A 16,129-nucleotide genomic window follows, 5' to 3' on the forward strand; every position below is an offset into this window, starting at 1 on the left:
CGCCCTGTGGGCGCAGGATGTGGCCCTTGCGCTTATCCCGCCCGCGCCACAGCGGCAGGGAACCGCTCTGGCAGGTACGCAGAGCGCACCCGCCGCGGTAGGCCGGAGGGCCCGGCCCCAGCCGCAAGAGCATGAACCGGTGAGACCACCAGGACGAGCTGGCGGGGAGCCCGAGCCCGGTCGTGAGAGCATGAGGCCATGGCTCCCTCCGGCTCCGCGGCCCACGTCCCGGCCCTCAACGCGCTCCTGGACTCCCTCATCCCCGCCTCGGACCCCGAGCGCGTCCCCGCCCCGGAGGACGTCTACCTGGCCTTTAGCACCTGGGCCGAGGAGACCGGCCGGCCCCTCTACCCCCACCAGGACGAGGCCCTGGGCCACATCCTGGAGGGCCGCCACGTCATTGCCGCCACCCCCACCGGGTCGGGCAAGTCCATGATCGCCCTGGCCGCCCACACCGCCTCCCTGGCCCGCGGGGAGCGCTCCTACTACACGGCCCCCCTCAAGGCCCTGGTGAGCGAGAAGTTCTTTGAGCTGGTACGCCTGTTCGGGGCCAGCAACGTGGGCATGGTCACCGGGGACACCTCCATTAACGCCCTCGCCCCCATTATCTGCTGCACCGCGGAGATCCTGGCCAACCAGTCCCTGCGCGAGGGCGAGGGGCTGGACGTGGACACCGTGGTCATGGACGAGTTCCACTACTACGCCGACCCCCAGCGGGGGTGGGCCTGGCAGGTGCCCTACCTCGAGCTCCCCCAGGCCCAGATGGTGCTGATGTCGGCCACCCTGGGGGACGTCAGCTGGTTCGTCAAGGACCTTCAGGCGCGCACCGGACGCGAGGTCGCCGTCGTGGACGACGCCGTGCGCCCGGTGCCCCTGGAGATGGAGTACTCGGTGGAGGCTATCGGCGACCTCCTGACCCGCCTGGTGGCCCAGGACAAGGCCCCCGTCTACGTGGTCCACTTCTCCCAGAAGGAGGCGGTGGAGCGGGCCACCTCCCTGCTCAGCGTGGACCTGGGGCTGGCCTCACGCAAGCGGGCGATCGTGGCGGCCCTGGGGGGCTTCCGCTTCGGCGCCGGGTTCGGGGCCACGCTCTCGCGGCTGCTGCGCGCAGGCATCGGGGTGCACCACGCCGGCATGCTGCCGCGCTACCGGCGCCTGGTGGAGAGGCTGGCACGCGAGGGCCTGCTGGCGGTCATCTGCGGCACGGACACCCTGGGGGTGGGCATTAACGTGCCCATCCGCACCGTGGTCCTCACCTCCCTGGTCAAGTTCGACGGCGCCCGGGAGCGCCACCTGACGGCCCGGGAGTTCCACCAGATCGCCGGGCGGGCCGGGCGCGCGGGCTTCGACACCCGCGGCTACGTCGTCGTCCAGGCCCCCGAGCACGTCATTGAGAACGCGCGGGCCCTGGCCAGGGCGGGTGACGACGAGCGCAAGCGCCGCAGGATCGTGCGCAAGAAGGCCCCCGAGGGGCGGGTGAACTGGACCGACAAGACCTACCTGCGCCTGCGTGACGCCACCCCCGAGACCCTGACCAGCCAGTTCCAGGTCACCACCACCATGGTCCTCAACCTCATGGAGCGGCCCGGCAACCCGGTGGAGGCCATGGCGGCCCTCCTGGCCCGTGTCCCGTCCACCCAGGTGCAGCGCCGCCACCACGTGCGTCGTGCCCTGGACATCTACCGCTCGCTGCGCACCGCCGGGGTCCTGGAGCACGTGAGCAGCGCGGTGGCCGCCGCAGACGGGCGCCCTCGCCTGCGCCTGGCCGTGGACCTGCCCGGGGACTTCGCCCTCAACCAGCCCCTGGCCCCCTTCGCCCTGGCCGCCATGGACCTGCTGGGCGTGGACTCCCCCGAGCACACCCTGGACGTGGTCAGCGTGGTCGAGGCCACGCTGGACGATCCGCGCCCGCTGCTGTACGCCCAGCAGCGGGCCGCCCGCGGCGAGGCGGTGGCCGCCATGAAGGCCCAGGGCATGGACTACGACGAGCGCATGGAGGCCCTGGAGGAGGTCACCTGGCCCCGGCCGCTGGCCGAGCTGCTGGCCCCGGCCCTGGAGATGTACCGGCAGGCCAACCCCTGGGTGGCGGAGTTCGAGCTGGCACCCAAGTCCGTGGTGCGCGAGATGGTGGAGAACGCCATGACCTTCTCCGACCTGGTCTCCCGCTACGAGCTGGGACGCAGCGAGGGCGTGGTGCTGCGCTACCTCACCGACGCCTACCGGGCACTGCGCCAGGTGGTGCCCGAGGAGCACCGCACGCCGGAGGTGGTCGAGCTCATTGACTGGCTGGGGGCACTGGTGCGTGCCGTGGACTCCTCCCTGCTGGACGAGTGGGAGGCCCTGGGCGCCGCCCAGGACGGGCGGGCCGAGGAGGGGGCCGCGCTGCTGGGCGGGGACCGGCCGGGGGGAGACCGGCCCGGGGCTGACGACTCAACGGGGGCGGAGCGGGCCTTCGGGGCCGACGCCACCGGCCACGTGGCCTTCACCCGCAACCGGCACGCCTTCCGGGTGGCCGTGCGCAGGGCCATGTTCCGCCACGTCGAGCTCATGGACCTCGACGATGTGGCGGGCCTGGCGCGCCTGGACGCTGGCTCGGGCTGGGACCAGGCGCGCTGGGACGAGGTCCTGGGACGCTACTGGGAGGAGTACGACTGGATCGGCACCGACCAGGCGGCCCGGAGCGCGGCGCTGGCGCCCCTGGAGGAGGACCCGGACGAGACGGCCCTGGCCGCCGCCGGGGTCAGTGAGCGGCTGCGTGAGGCCCTGGAGGCCTCCGGGCGCCCGGTGTGGCTGGCCACGCAGATTATCGAGGACCCCGAGGGCGACCACGACTGGCGCCTGACCTTCCTGGTGGACCTGGTCGCCTCGGACAAGGAGGACGAGGCGGTCCTGCGGCTGCTGGGCGTGGGCCCGCAGAGGTGAGGGGGCCCGTTATGGAGATCCCGACCACCTGGGGCACCGTCTACACCTCGCCCTGGGGCGACATCACCCTGGCCGCCCGGGACCAGGGGCCTCAGGGCGTCCTCGTCGGCGCCTGGTTCAAGGGGCAGGCCCACGCCCTGTCCACCCTACGGGGCCCACTCGTCCCCGCACCGGACCACCCGATCCTACTCGACGCCGTCACCTGGCTGGAACGCTACGTGGCCGGTGAGCGCCCCCGCCCCGCGCAGCTGCCGCTGCTGGCAGAGGGGACCGCCTTCCGCCAGCTGGTGTGGAGCATGCTTGAGAAGATCCCCTACGGCACCACCCTGACCTACCGGGAGCTGGCCCGGCAGGCGGCCGCCCGGCTGGGGCGGCCGACCATGTCCGCCCAGGCCGTGGGCGGGGCGGTGGGTCACAACCCCCTGTCGGTCATTGTCCCCTGCCACCGGGTGGTCGCCTCCGACGGTTCCCTGACCGGCTACGCCGGCGGGGTATGGCGCAAGGCCGCGCTCCTGGCCCACGAGGGCGTCATCCTCCCCTAGCGCCCTCGCCCCCGTCCTGCACCTACTGCGTCAGTCCTCCCGCCCGCGCGTCGTGGGTGGTGTCCTGGGAGCATAGAGGGTGAGAGGGGCGCGAAACCTCCTGCCCGCGCGTCGTGGGTGGTGTACACCTGGGGTATGAGCACCCACACCGAGCCGGACCCCGCCACGAGGCGCCTTGCCGAGGTCGTGCGCGGGGCGCGCACCCTGGTGGTGACCGGGGCGGGCGTCTCCACCGACGCCGGGATCCCCGACTACCGGGGCGTGGGCACCACCCCCGTGGCCCCGGTGGACTACGAGCAGTTCGTGACCGACCCCGTCTGGTACCGCTGGGTCTGGGCCCGCAACCACGCCACGTGGCGGCTCCTGGAGCCCCTGACCCCCACCCCCGCGCACCGCGCCCTGGCCCGCCTGGAGGACGTCGGCCTGGTCACCGGCGTGTCCACCCAGAACGTGGACCGCCTCCACTCCCGCGCCGGGCAGCGCACCGTCTACGAGCTCCACGGCGCCTACGACCGTGTCGTGTGCCTGTCCTGCGGCGCCCTGACCCCGCGCGCCGCCCTGGACAGGCGTCTGAGCCAGCTCAACCCTGACTACCCCCGTGAGACCGACCCCGCCCAGGTCGCCATCACCCCTCAGGCCGACCGGGCCGCCGCCGAGGGGTGCGGCTTCCGGGCCGTCAACTGCGAGACCTGCGGCGGCCTGCTCAAGCCCGACATTGTCTTCTTCGGCGAGGGGCTCCCCGAGGCCCTGGGGCAGTCCCTTGAGGCTGCCCGGCACTGTGACGTCGTCCTCGTGGTGGGCACCAGCCTGGTGGTGTCCACCGGCATGTGGGTGGTGCGCCAGGCCGTAGGGTGCGGCGCGGCGCTGGCAGTCATCAACCGCGGTCCCACCATGGTCGACGACGTCGCCGACCTGCGCATAGAGGGCGGCGCCTCTCAGGTGCTGGGTGGCCTCGCCCGGGACCTGGCGCACTGACGCAGAGCCCCCGTGCCGTGCGGACGCCCGCGGCCTGCCACGCGGTGGCCCCAGGACGGGGGGCGAGGCAGGAGGGGGGGAAGAGCGGGTCGCGGGCACGGGGGAACGGGTTGCCGTGCCCGCGGACACCGCGGACTGGCGGCCACTGGGCCGCCGGCATCCACACGTCCCGCGTGCGTTCCACGCACGCCCCCGTGGCGGGGGTTCTCGTTGACCGTGTGGAGTGGTGGAGATGGGGGGAATCGAACCCCCGTCCGACGGTGGTGCAACAGGACTTCTCCGGGTGCAGTCCGCTAGTGATTTTCTCAGCCCCGGCGTCTCACGCGGACAAGGACGCCGACGGGCTCAGCCGACTAGGAGTCCCACGTCACCCGTCGACAGGGCGACGTGGCAGTGGCTCCCTGGATGACGCCAGGAACCGGGGCGGAAGCGCTCCCCGGGCTGACGGACTTCGAGGCTCGCTCAGGCGGCGAGGGCGAAGTCGGTGCGAGTGTTATCGGCACCTATTGGTTCGCACAGAGCGTTGACGAGATGACTGTGCATCCTCGACCCGCTTCTCCTGAACCCACGACCGTCGTCGAAACCGATCATCCCCTGTGGAGTTGTCAGCCAGCCGAAACCAGCCACTACAGATTATAAGAAAACGCCTACCGTCCGTCAAGTGAGATAGGTCTCATCCTCGACGCCGGTTGGCCCAGGCCATGGCGCGGGCGGCCTCCCGCCTGTCCTGGGCCTCGCGCAGGGACTGGCGCTTGTCCCAGTCCTGCTTGCCACGGGCCAGGGCGATCTCGATCTTGGCCCGGCCCCCCAGGAAGTACAGCTCCAGGGGCACCACCGTGTAGCCCTTGGCGCTCACCCGCTGCGCCAGCCGCTCCAGCTGGGCGCGGTGGAGCAGGAGCTTGCGCTTGCGCCGGGGGGAGTGGTTGTTCCACGTGCCCTGGAGGTACTCGGGGATGTGCGCGCCCTGGAGCCAGGCCTCACCGTGACGGTCGATCTCGATCCACGCCTCGGTCAGGGAGGCCCGGCCCATGCGCAGCGCCTTGACCTCGGTGCCGGTCAGGACCAGTCCCGCCTCGTAGCGGTCCTCGATAAAGTAGTCGTGGGTCGCCTTGCGGTTGCGCGCGACCGTCTTGTGGGCGTCGGAGGCGGCCTTCGCGCGCTCCCCCGCCGTCGGCTTCCTGGGCCTGCTGGGCCTGCTGGGCACGAGCGTCTCCTTCCACTGGCTGCGTCGGCGCGTGGCGGGCCTGGCGGCACCGCAATGACCTAGGGTACGCGAGACGTCAAGAGCGGACCGCATGCCCCCGGCGCACCCGCCCCCGTGCCCCGGGCGCCCGGCGCGCCGGCTCAGAAGCCCGGCAGGGTCATGGGGTCGATGTAGACCCCGTCCCGAGCCACCTGGAAGTGGACGTGGGGGCCGGTGGCGTAGCCGGTGGAGCCGGTCAGGCCGACGACGTCGCCCCGGTTGACGTACTGCCCGTCGGCAATGGTGCGCGAGGACAGGTGGCACAGGGTGATGACGTAGGAGTGCCCGTCAATGTAGCCGCCGTTAATGTCAATGCCGATGCCGCAGGAGGCGGAGTTCCAGTAGGTCGCCGTCCCGGAGACCGCGGCGTACTGGGGGGTGCCCTCGCTGGCCGCGAAGTCCACGCCCTGGTGCCCTGTGGCCACGCCGGTCACCGGGTGGATCCGGTACCCGAAGGGCGAGGTGACGCTCAGGGGCCCCGGGATGGGGTGGCCGATGTAGCCCTCGCCCAGGGAGTCGGACTGGATGGAGGAGGCTGGCACGGAGGACACGCTGCCCTCGCTCAGGGCGACCTGGTTGGCGGCGTCGATCTCGGCCACCCGCGACGCCGCCGCGGCCGCGTCCGCACTGGCCTGGGCCTGCTGCTCCTCCAGACCCGCCTTCTGGGTCTCCAGGACGGAGGCGGCGTTGGCCTTCTGGGTCGCCAGGGTGGCGACGGCGTCACGCCTCTGCTGTGCCGTGTCCTTGGCGGTCTGGGCGGCCGCGGCGGCGTCGTCCGCGTCCTTCTTGAGGTCGCTCACCCGCTGCGTGGCGGCCTTCTGCCTGGCCTGGCGGTTCTCGGCCTTGACCCGCTCGGTCTCGGCCGCGGCCAGGACGGACTCCTGGACCGCGGAGCCGATCTCGACGCCCGAGGCGCGCTGGGTGAGGTCCTCCACGGAGTCCGAGGAGAGCACGTAGGTCCAGGAGGTCAGGGAGTTCTCCCCCTGGTAGGTGGAGACCACGAGCTGGCCGATCGAGCTGGTGCTCTGCTGGGTGGCGGCCTGGGAGCCGGTGGCCTCCTGCTCCAGGGTGGTCAGTGTGGACTGTGCCACGGCCAGCTGGTTGGTAATGGTCTGCTGCTCGCGCTCCTTGGCGGCCAGGTCGGCCTCGGCCGTGGCCAGGTCGGTCTGGGCCGTGCTCAGGGCGGTCTTGGCGTTCTGGAGGTCGAGGTAGGCCTGCCCGAGCTCGGCGCTGACCCCCTCCAGGGAGGAGGTCAGCTCGGCCCTGCGCTGCTCGGCCTCCGCCTGCTCCGCGGCGGCGTCGGAGCGGTCGTCGGCCTGCGCCCCGCCCCCGACGCCGAGGACCATGACGGTGAGCGCCACCATGGCCGCCGCCACGCCCCGGCGTCGGAGGCGCCAGGGCCGTCGGGCAAGGGCGTCCGCAGTGAAACGGGTAGTCGGTAGCATGGAGAATCAGACCCTCGTGTACTTGGACAAGGAGAAGGCCGAGGACGCGGCAGCCAGGAGGATCGCGGCGAGCACCAGGAAGGGTGCCAGGCTCAGGACGTCACCGGTACCGATAAAGGCCGTCGTGAACTTGATGGACTTGGCCAGCCAGCCCTCCACAATGGTGTTCACCCCGGCCCACAGCGCGCCCACGGCCAGGAGCGCGCCCACGAGCGCCGCCAGGGCGCCCTCCAGCATAAAGGGAAGCTGGATAAAGAGGTTTGACGCCCCTACCAGCCTCATAATCCCGGTCTCCTTGGACCGGCTCATGGCGGACAGGCGGATCGTGGTGGAGATCAGCAGGACCGCGGCCACCGCCATGACCGCCGCCAGGCCGCCGGTGATCCAGGAGGCCCGGTTCATGACCAGGAACAGGGGCTCGAGGGTGTCGCCCTGGTCCACGACCCGCTCCACCCCGTCGCGCCCCGCGAACTGCTCGGCCACCACCTGGTACTTCTCAGGGTCGTGGAGCTTGATACGGAAGGAGACCGGCATCATCGCCTCAGTGGCGTTGCGGCCGATCGCCGACTTGCCGTAGGCCTTCATAAAGTTCGCGTAGGCCTGGGCCTTGGACTCGATCTCGTAGTTCTTCACGTAGGGCTTGAGGGTGTCCGAGTTGACCAGCCTCTCCACCGCGTCAATCTGCTCCTGGGTGGCCTCCCCGTTGACGCAGTTGGCGGACGAGGAGGACGGCGGGCACATGAAGACACTCACCTCCACCTTGTCGTACCAGGCCCCCTTCATGGTGGAGATCTGGTCCTGGAGCAGGGCGGAGGAGCCCACGAAGAGCAGGGACACGAACGAGACCAGGATGACCGAGATGGTCATCGCGATATTACGGCTCAGGCCCTTGAAGGTCTCCGACAGGATAAAGCGCAGTCGCATTGTGGTTCTCCTTCAGCGGTCCGAGCCGTAGAAGCCGTGGGACTGGTCACGGACCACCTGACCGGCCTTGAGCTCAATGACGCGCTTACGCATTTGGTTGACGATCTCGTCGTCGTGGGTCGCCATGACCACGGTGGTGCCCTGGCGGTTGATACGGTCCAGGAGGCCGATAATGCCTACCGACGTGGTGGGGTCGAGGTTCCCGGTGGGCTCGTCGGCGAGCAGGAGCTTGGGACGGTTGACCATGGCGCGGGCAATGGCCACGCGCTGCTGCTCGCCGCCGCTGAGCTCGTGGGGCAGGCGCTTCTCCTTGCCCGCCAGGCCCACCAGCTTGAGCACCTCGGGGACGGCGGAGAGGACGTAGTGACGGGGCTTGCCGATCACCTGGGAGGCAATGGCCACGTTCTCCAGCACCGTCTTGTTCTCCAGCAGGCGGAAGTCCTGGAACACGAAGCCTATCTGCCGCCGCAGCTGGGGGACCTTCCAGGTGGAGATCTGGGACAGGTCGCGCCCCAGGACGTGGACGGAGCCGGAGGTGGGGCGCTCCTCACGCAGGACCAGGCGCAGGAAGGTGGACTTCCCGCTGCCCGACGCCCCCACCAGGAAGACGAACTCCTCACGCTCGACCCTGATCTCGACGTCGTCGAGCGCCGGCCGGGCCCCCCGCTTGTAGACCTTGGACACGTGGTCGAATCGGATCATCGCATGCTTCCCTCGCTGCCGCGGACACACGCACACACGTGTCCCCCTACCGCCGTCACCGTACGCAGCCAACCTGAGTGTTTCCCGGCAGACACGCCCGAGGCCGGTGTGTACCACACCCCGATACCCTCAGAGCGTGACCGCCTCCCACGCCTCCGCCCCCCACGTCCCCGAACCCACCGGTCCGGCCCCGGCCACCCCGAGCGGGGTGACCGGCCCGCCGAGCAGGGTGACCGGCCCGGGCGGGGAAGCCAGCCCGGGCGGGGAAACCGCCCCGGGTGAGGGCGCCCAGGACCTCGACGCCCTGGTGGACCGCGGCTCCTGGGCACGCTTCACCCCCGGCCTGGAGCGCCTGGTGGGGCAGGTCCTGCGCGGCGGCCAGGACGACGCCGCCCGCCCGACGCTGCTGCTGACGGCGCCCGCGCCCGCGGTCAGCGCCTCGGAGCTGGCCGCCCCCGGCCTGGTGGGACGCCTCATGGGCAGGCGGGCGCTGCTGCCCTCCCCCGAGGCGCCCAGCGTGGTGCTCACCGGTCGACGGGAGGGCACCGAGGTGGGTGTCCCGGTCCTGGACTCCCAGGGCCGTGCGCTCCTGGGCGACGCCGCCCGCAGTGAGCTGTCCCTCCTGGGGTGGGCAGGGGGTGAGGTCATGAGCCGGCTCATTGCCGACGACGCGACGACCGCACAGGCCGTGACGCGCCTGCTCATTGAGACCCTGCGTGTCCCCCACCCCGCTGACCTGGGCTGGCTGCTGAGCCGGCCCGGCCCGCACGCCACGGCACCGTGAGCCGGGCCTCAGGCCCGGGTGCCCTCAGGCCCGGGGGTCTCGGGCAGCCCCAGCGCCGACTGGAGGAGGCGGTGACGCCCCAGGACCTCGGTGGCCGGGGCCTCCAGCCCCCGGCCCACCACGGTGTCCAGACGGCTGCGCACCTGCTCGCCGTAGTGCGTCGCCTCCCGGCGGGCCCGCACCCGCCGCTGGTAGGCGGACCAGCTCAGCATGAGCAGGCCGACCAGCCCCACGGCCGCGGCGGCGGGCTCCACGGTGCCCTGGGACAGGCCGATCCCGCCCCAGACCAGGCCGATGACGAACAGCAGGATCCCGCCCCACCAGCTGAGGTCAATGAGCGGGGCACGGTGGCCGGGCAGGGGCACGCTGCCCACCGCCTCGGTGCTCTGGGCGGCCAGCGCCTCGGGGGAGATGACGGACTCCTCCACGCTGCGCAGCCAGACCAGGGGCAGGCCGTGGGTGGTGCGGCGCAGCCAGGTGGTCTGGATGGAGGCCACCGTCGCCCGGGAGGGAGGTTCCGGACGGGCCAGGGAACGCGGCAGGGCGTGGGCGAGCGCCGCCCGCACGGAGTCCTCCACGGCGGCGGCGCCGGAGGCCTGGATGAGGGCGGTGGTGGTCTCCGCCACCAGGGCGGGCTCCACACGTACCAGGCGCTCCGCCACGGTGGGACGCAGGCGCCGGGCAATGGCGTCCATCTCGGCGCTGGCGGTCCGGGCGGCGTTGGACTCCCGGGCGACGCGCTCACGCAGCAGGGTGCGGAAGGTGCCCAGGTTGTCCCCACGCACCGCCGAGACCGGCAGGACCTGCACGTCACGCAGGCCGTCGGCGTCCAGGAGCTCACGTACGTCGGCCAGGAGCGTGTTCACGCCCGTGGCAGGCAGGGTGTCGATCTGGTTGACCAGGATGAGCATGTCCTCCTGGCGGGCGCCCAGACCCCGCAGGTAGCCCTCGTGCAGGGCGGCGTCGGCGTACTTCTGGGGATCCACCACCCACACCAGGATGTCCGCCAGCGGGACGAGGCGGTCCACCTGGAGGGCGTGGGCGGTGGTCACCGAGTCGTAGTCGGGCACGTCGAGGAGGACCAGCCCCTCCAGGTCGTCCTGGTCGGTCGCGTCCAGCAGGGAGTCACGGCGGATGCGTCGGTCCTCGTTGACGCCCAGGAAGTCCAGGAGGGCGACGGCGTCGTCGCCCCAGGTGCAGGCCGCCGCCCGGGAGGTGGTAGGACGACGCGCCCCCACGTCGGCAAAGTCCAGCTGGGTGATGGCGTTGAACAGGGAGGACTTGCCCGAGCCGGTGCCGCCGAAGAAGGCGACCACGGTGTGGTCCACCCCCAGGGCCAGGCGCTTGGCGACCTCGTCCATCCCGGTGCGGGCGGGGATGGCCAGGCTCGCGGGGACCTCGGTGGGGCAGGCGTCCAGCGCCTGTCTCATGCGGGCCAGGCGCTCCTGAAGGTGCTGGTCGTCCAGCACGGTGTCAGTCATAGCCGATTCCTCCAGTTCCTCCGGGCTGGGCGAAGGGAGCTAGCTCGCTGGCGCGTAGGCGCAGGGCCGCGGCCAGCGAGGGGTCAGGGGCCAGGCTGGCCGCCGCCCCCTCGGGCAGGAGGACGGCGAGGGCACCGCCGAGGGCCTGGGTCAGGGAGGTCTGGGCGCGCTCCAGCTCCTGGCCCAGTCCCAGGCGCTCCGCGGCGCCGCGAGCCCCCTCCACCCCGGCGGCGGCGGCGATCAGCAGGTCGGCGGTGGCGCCAGGGGTCAGCCCTTTCGGCGCCGTAACAGTGGCCTCAGTCACGCTATCGGACCACGTCCTGAGGACGTCGACGGCGTCGACGCTCCGGGGCAGCAGGCGCTCGGCCGCCGTCCCGGCCCCGGCCTCCTGCCACACCCGGGTGGCGTCGTCGGAGGCCGCCACGACGGTGGCCTCCAGGCGGGAGGCCACGCAGGCACGTACCTCCACGGCCAGCTCGGCCAGGGCGGCGGCACGGGACCGGGTGGCCCGTCCGAACCAGCCGCGTCCCAGGCGCCCGCCCTGGGCCAGGGAGGCCAGGGGGCCGCCGGCGGAGGCGGAGGTCAGCCAGCGGGTCGTCGGAGCGCCCTCGCCGCAGGAGCCCAGCTCCACGTCACGGGCGAGGTCCGAGGTCGGGGACTGACGCAGGATCCTGGTCTCGGCCTCCAGGGCGGCGGCGGCGTCGGCCTGGGTGTCCACGTCCTCGGCGAGCTGGGTGAGCTCGGCGCGCAGGGCCGTCCACTGGGCCCGTCCGGTGCGGCGCACCAGCCCGGCGGCGCGGTGGCGCCCGGCCAGGAGCTGGAGCCAGGTACGCAGCTCGGCCACGGAGGAGGCGGTCAGCAGGCCCTCGTGGGGGCCGGCGTCGGGGACGATGAACAGGGGGGACTCGCTCAGCCCCAGCCCGGCCAGGCGGGCCACCAGGTCGGTGCGCACCTCGGCCAGGATCGAGGCCGGGATCCGGTTGAGGACGACGGCGATGGAGGTGCGGCGCCTGGCCGCCTCCTCCAGCGTGGTCCACGGGGTCTGGTCCCCGTAGCGGGCGGCGGTGGTCACGAAGAGCCACAGGTCCGCCGCCTCCAGCAGGCGCGAGGCCAGGGTGCGGTTGGCCTCCTGGACGCTGTCCAGGTCGGAGGCGTCCACGAGGGCCAGGCCTGCGGGCACGGCCTCGGAGGTGACCAGGCGCGAGACCCCCGTGACCGGGTGGTCCGCCAGGGACTGGGCGTCCTCGGGGTTGACGACCAGGACGGGCACCCGGGTGGTGGGACGCAGGACGCCCGCCTCGGAGACCTCGGCGCCCAGGATGGAGTTGACGAGCGTGGACTTGCCCGCGCCCGTGGAGCCACCGACCACGACAATGGCGGGGATGTCCGCGTCCGCCAGGCGGGGCAGGACGTGGTCACGTATCTGGGCGACCAGGCTGGCCCGGGCACGACGTGCGGCCTCGACCCCGGGAGCGGTCAGACTGAGGTCGAGGTTATCCAGGTCACGGGCAGTGTCCGTGAGCACGTCCATGAGCTGGCTGCGGCTCAGTGAGCTGACGGACGCTTCCCCGCTGGAGGGGACTGGGGAGGCAGGAGGGGCCATACAACATACTTTAAGGTCGGAAGGACCTCGACGGGGAGGGCGCACGCGCAGAGAGGAAATGCCCGCACGCACGACCCGCCCGACCCGGGCCCGTCGCGCCCGGGCGTGCACGCGGCCTCCCGCGGTGGATCGGGCCCACAACGCGCCTACCGCGGCCCCGCTGGCCGGGAGGGACCCGGGCGTGGCCCTGGGCCCGGGAGGCCGTGGCACGGCAGACGGCCCCGTACACGCCTTCCGGCGGTACGGGGCCGTCCCCTTACTCGGGGTGGCTGACGGGGTTTGAACCCGCGACCTCCTGGACCACAACCAGGCGCTCTGCCAACTGAGCTACAGCCACCAGCGTGCGGGCAATCGCAACGAGCCGTACTTTATCGACTCGCCCCGTGAGGTACCAATCCGCCCACCGTGGACTGCATCACGTACCGGCGCCGCAGGGTGCAGGGCGCCGGGAACGCCAGCACGCACCGTCCGCCCGGCCGGGGCCCGGTCCACCGGGCGGAGGTTAACGGGCGGGGCCCACCACGAGAGGGCGAGGAACCCGCGCGGGCCCGGGGGGGGCGGTCCCGACAGGGCGGCCTCCTGGCAGGGTAGCCTCTCAGCGAGGGCCCGCCTGCCTCATGACCTCCGCCGTCGGGCTGGCGAGCACCTGCTCCGCCGCCGCCTGGCAGGCCTCGCTCGTGGGCCCCTCGTCGGCGGGGAAGAGCACCGCCCGGTAGTAGCGCAGCTCGTCAATGGACTCCGCGATGTCCGCCAGGGCCCGGTGGCCCCCGTGCTTCTCCGGGGAGCGGAAGTAGGTGCGCGGGTACCACCGCTTGGCCAGCTCCTTAATGCTGGAGACGTCCACCACCCGGTAGTGGAGGTGGTCCACCAGCTCGGGCATGTCCCGCACCAGGAACGCCTTGTCGGTACCCACGGAGTTGCCCGCGAGCTGGGCCGTACGGGGCTCGGGCACCAGGGAACGCACGTAGTCCAGGACCTGCCTGCGGGCCTGCTCCAGAGGCAGCCCGCCCTCCAGCTCCGCCAGCAGCCCCGAGGAGGTGTGCATCTTCCGCACGAAGTCGTTCATCTGCTCCAGGGCGGCGGCCGGGGGACGGATGAGGACGTCGATCCCCTCACCCTGGGGGCGCAGCTCGTAGTCGGTGACAATGACGGCCACCTCAATGAGAGCGTCAGCGTCGAGGTCCAGGCCGGTCATCTCACAGTCGATCCACACCAGGGGGTCGGAGGTACTCTGCTTGCTCACGAACAGAGTCTATCCTCCGGCCGCCCGCGCAGCCTCACCCACACAGTGACGGCGCCTCCCCACCACCGTCCGACGTCCCGCCCGGCACCCGGCAGGCGAGGCAGTAACCTGCCCCGCCCCACGGTCTCGTCGCAGACCACACTCCGTCTACGATAGTCCCGGCTCCGTCAGAGCCGTTCCCCGTACCGGCCCCACGGAAAGGCCCACTATGCAAAGGCTTGGTAGCATCTACACCCTTGATGAGCGTATTGGCAGCGGCGCTCAGGGGGAGGTGTGGCGCGGGCACGCGGACGGGTCACAGGAGGTCCTGGCGTTCAAGGTCCTCCGTCGTGACCTGGCCAAGGAGAGCTCGGTGGTCAGCGCCTTCCTCAAGGAGAGCGAGACGCTGCGCCGGGTCGCCAGCCCCGCGGTGGTCAGCATCCGCGACATCGTGGCCGAGGGGGAGACCCTGGCCCTGGTCATGGACTACGTGGGAGGAGGCGACCTGACGGCGAAGCTGCACCACGAGGGCCCCCAGAGCCCGGCGATGGTGGCCTGGATCGGCGCCTCGGTCGCCGTGGGCCTGGAGGCGATCCACGCCGCCGGGGTGGTCCACCGGGACGTCAAGCCCGCCAATATCCTCCTGGACCCCGCCACCGACCCGCCTACGCCCAAGGTGGCCGACTTCGGCGTGGCCAGGATCTGCGACTCCGCCTCCACCACCCGATCGACCATGTTCGTGGGCACACCCCTGTACATGGCCCCGGAGGTGGCTGACGGCATGCCCGCCTCCCCCGCCATGGACGTGTACTCCCTGGGGATCGTGCTCTACGAGCTCTCCTGCGGCGTCACCCCGTTCGTGGGCACCCCGGCCTACCTCATTAAGGCCCACGCCAGCCTCCTGCCCGGGCGTCCCCAGGGCGTGCCGGACGCCCTGTGGAACCTGATTGCCGCCATGACGGCCAAGGACCCGGCCGCGCGTCCCACCATGACCGCCGTGCGCGAGGCCCTGAGCACCCTGGTCACCACGCTCGCGCAGCTCCCGCCCGCCCCCGCCCTCACCGAGCCCCCGCAGGCCCTGCCGGCCGCGACGCCGGTCAGCGGGGACCAGACCATGGTCGCCGGCATCCCGGCCACCGGGGTCCTGCCCGCGGTCCCCTCAGCCTCCGCCGCCAGCGCCGCCTCCTACCCGGGGGTATCTGGCTCCGCGGCCAGCGCCGCCTCCTACCCGGGGGTGCCAGCAAGTCCGGGGGTGCCTGGCTCCGCGTCCAGTGCTGCCTCCTACCCCGGCATGCCAGCGGGCCCGGGAGTGCCGGCCCCCGGAGCCCCAGGTGCCCCCGGTGCGCCGGAGGCCGCTGACGCCGCTGCCGGCCCCGCAGCGCCCGCCAAGAAGCGGCGGCGGGGGCTGGTGGTGGCCCTGGTGGTGGCACTCGTGCTCCTGGGAGCCGGTGGCGCGGGCGCCTTCTACCTCCTGAGGGACACGGGCGAGGACAAGGCCGGGCCCGCACCGGTCACCACCACGGATCCCGGCCCGACGCCCTCACCCACCCCCTCGACCAGGCCCTCGGTCACGGCGTCGGCCACAGCGTCGGCTACGGCATCGGCCACGGCGTCGGCCACGCCCTCAAAGCTCACCTCCATGCCCGACCTGGTGGGCAAGACCGAGGCCGAGGCCAAGAAGGCCCTGCCTGGCAGTATCACGGTCAAGATCAAGCAGAAGTCGGTCTCCGACGCCTCCAAGGTCGGTAAGGTCCTGGAGACCGACCCGGCCGCCGGGGCGGCCGTGCCCACCGAGGTCACCCTGACCATTGGCGCCAAGGTGGCCACTATCTACCTCTCCGACCTCAAGGCAGTGACCTCCAACGCGTTTTCCTCAAACCCGGCGACCCTCAATGGGCAGAAGTACGCCCACTCCATTTACAACGCGGAATACGCCAGGGATAGCAGCACTGAGTGGAACCTGGGACGCCACTTCACCCACCTGTCCGGCAAGCTGGGCCTGAGCGACAACTCCAAGGACGCCGACGCCACCTTTACGGTGGACTTCTACGCCGACCAGACGCTGCTCAAGACCGAGACCGTCTCCTTCGGGACGTTCACCGACCTGGACCTGGACATGACCAACGTCCTGCGCCTCAAGATCGTGGTCACCCGCACCACGGGGAACAACGCCAGCGTGGTCCTGGGGGACGCCGCCCTGGAGGGCAGCCCCGACCAGGTGCCCAGCCTCGACGAGCTCAACAAGGGCAACTAGCAGCCCCCGACCCTACCCGCCAGGAGGCGTGC

At 71.9% G+C, this 16,129-nt stretch carries 12 protein-coding genes, 1 tRNA gene and 1 other RNA gene; 5 read left to right on the forward strand and 9 right to left on the reverse strand.

All coding sequences use genetic code 11. The features are described from left to right. Window positions 1-198: 198 nt before the first annotated feature. The 3 genes from JJJ15_RS02560 (at window position 199) to JJJ15_RS02570 (ending at window position 4,439) form a co-directional block, all read left to right on the forward strand. The gene (locus tag JJJ15_RS02560) at window positions 199-2,922 is read left to right on the forward strand and encodes a DEAD/DEAH box helicase (protein ID WP_200511351.1); all 2,724 of its coding nucleotides are present in this window, start codon (window positions 199-201) and stop codon (window positions 2,920-2,922) included. Between the two features lie 11 nt (window positions 2,923-2,933). Continuing rightward, window positions 2,934-3,464, forward strand: a complete 531-nt coding sequence (locus JJJ15_RS02565) for a methylated-DNA--[protein]-cysteine S-methyltransferase (RefSeq protein ID WP_200511352.1) — start codon at window positions 2,934-2,936, stop codon at window positions 3,462-3,464. 135 nt (window positions 3,465-3,599) lie between these two features. Beyond that, the gene (locus JJJ15_RS02570; protein WP_106110678.1) at window positions 3,600-4,439 is read left to right on the forward strand and encodes a Sir2 family NAD-dependent protein deacetylase; all 840 of its coding nucleotides are present in this window, start codon (window positions 3,600-3,602) and stop codon (window positions 4,437-4,439) included. A 224-nt stretch (window positions 4,440-4,663) separates the two neighbouring features. Here the strand turns inward: JJJ15_RS02570 and ssrA are convergent. From ssrA to ftsE, 5 genes are all read right to left on the reverse strand, one after another. After that, window positions 4,664-5,034, reverse strand: a transfer-messenger RNA (tmRNA) gene (ssrA, locus tag JJJ15_RS02575). A 78-nt stretch (window positions 5,035-5,112) separates the two neighbouring features. After that, window positions 5,113-5,643: an SsrA-binding protein SmpB gene (gene smpB / locus JJJ15_RS02580; RefSeq protein ID WP_106109348.1), complete on the reverse strand. Its 531-nt coding sequence runs from the start codon at window positions 5,641-5,643 to the stop codon at window positions 5,113-5,115. Window positions 5,644-5,783: 140 nt separating this feature from the next. Then, the gene (locus JJJ15_RS02585) at window positions 5,784-7,046 is read right to left on the reverse strand and encodes a M23 family metallopeptidase (RefSeq protein ID WP_200511893.1); all 1,263 of its coding nucleotides are present in this window, start codon (window positions 7,044-7,046) and stop codon (window positions 5,784-5,786) included. Window positions 7,047-7,133: 87 nt separating this feature from the next. After that, window positions 7,134-8,051, reverse strand: a complete 918-nt coding sequence (ftsX, locus tag JJJ15_RS02590; RefSeq protein ID WP_200511353.1) for a permease-like cell division protein FtsX — start codon at window positions 8,049-8,051, stop codon at window positions 7,134-7,136. 12 nt (window positions 8,052-8,063) lie between these two features. Then, the gene (gene ftsE / locus JJJ15_RS02595) at window positions 8,064-8,753 is read right to left on the reverse strand and encodes a cell division ATP-binding protein FtsE (RefSeq protein ID WP_106109351.1); all 690 of its coding nucleotides are present in this window, start codon (window positions 8,751-8,753) and stop codon (window positions 8,064-8,066) included. A 136-nt stretch (window positions 8,754-8,889) separates the two neighbouring features. Between ftsE and JJJ15_RS02600 the strand changes: the two genes are divergently transcribed. Beyond that, complete coding sequence (locus JJJ15_RS02600) at window positions 8,890-9,537, forward strand: hypothetical protein (protein ID WP_246742119.1); 648 nt, start codon at window positions 8,890-8,892, stop codon at window positions 9,535-9,537. Between the two features lie 8 nt (window positions 9,538-9,545). On the opposite strand, the gene JJJ15_RS02605 is transcribed toward JJJ15_RS02600, so the two are convergent. From JJJ15_RS02605 to orn, 4 genes are all read right to left on the reverse strand, one after another. Next, the gene (locus tag JJJ15_RS02605) at window positions 9,546-11,018 is read right to left on the reverse strand and encodes a GTPase (protein ID WP_106109352.1); all 1,473 of its coding nucleotides are present in this window, start codon (window positions 11,016-11,018) and stop codon (window positions 9,546-9,548) included. Then, complete coding sequence (locus JJJ15_RS02610; protein WP_200511354.1) at window positions 11,011-12,621, reverse strand: GTPase; 1,611 nt, start codon at window positions 12,619-12,621, stop codon at window positions 11,011-11,013. The genes JJJ15_RS02605 and JJJ15_RS02610 overlap by 8 nt, the downstream gene beginning before the upstream one ends. Window positions 12,622-12,885: 264 nt before the next feature. Then, a tRNA-His gene (locus JJJ15_RS02615) sits at window positions 12,886-12,958 on the reverse strand. 258 nt (window positions 12,959-13,216) lie between these two features. After that, complete coding sequence (gene orn / locus JJJ15_RS02620) at window positions 13,217-13,864, reverse strand: oligoribonuclease (protein WP_281433032.1); 648 nt, start codon at window positions 13,862-13,864, stop codon at window positions 13,217-13,219. A 208-nt stretch (window positions 13,865-14,072) separates the two neighbouring features. Here orn and JJJ15_RS02625 point away from each other — a divergent pair, with 208 nt between their 5' ends. Next, a complete protein-coding gene (locus tag JJJ15_RS02625) occupies window positions 14,073-16,097 on the forward strand; it encodes a protein kinase (RefSeq protein ID WP_200511355.1) in 2,025 nt (674 codons plus the stop codon). Window positions 16,098-16,129 lie beyond the last annotated feature (32 nt).

Origin of the sequence: Actinomyces sp. HMT897, from assembly GCF_016626125.1 — a bacterium.
In the GTDB taxonomy this organism is placed as follows: domain Bacteria; phylum Actinomycetota; class Actinomycetes; order Actinomycetales; family Actinomycetaceae; genus Actinomyces.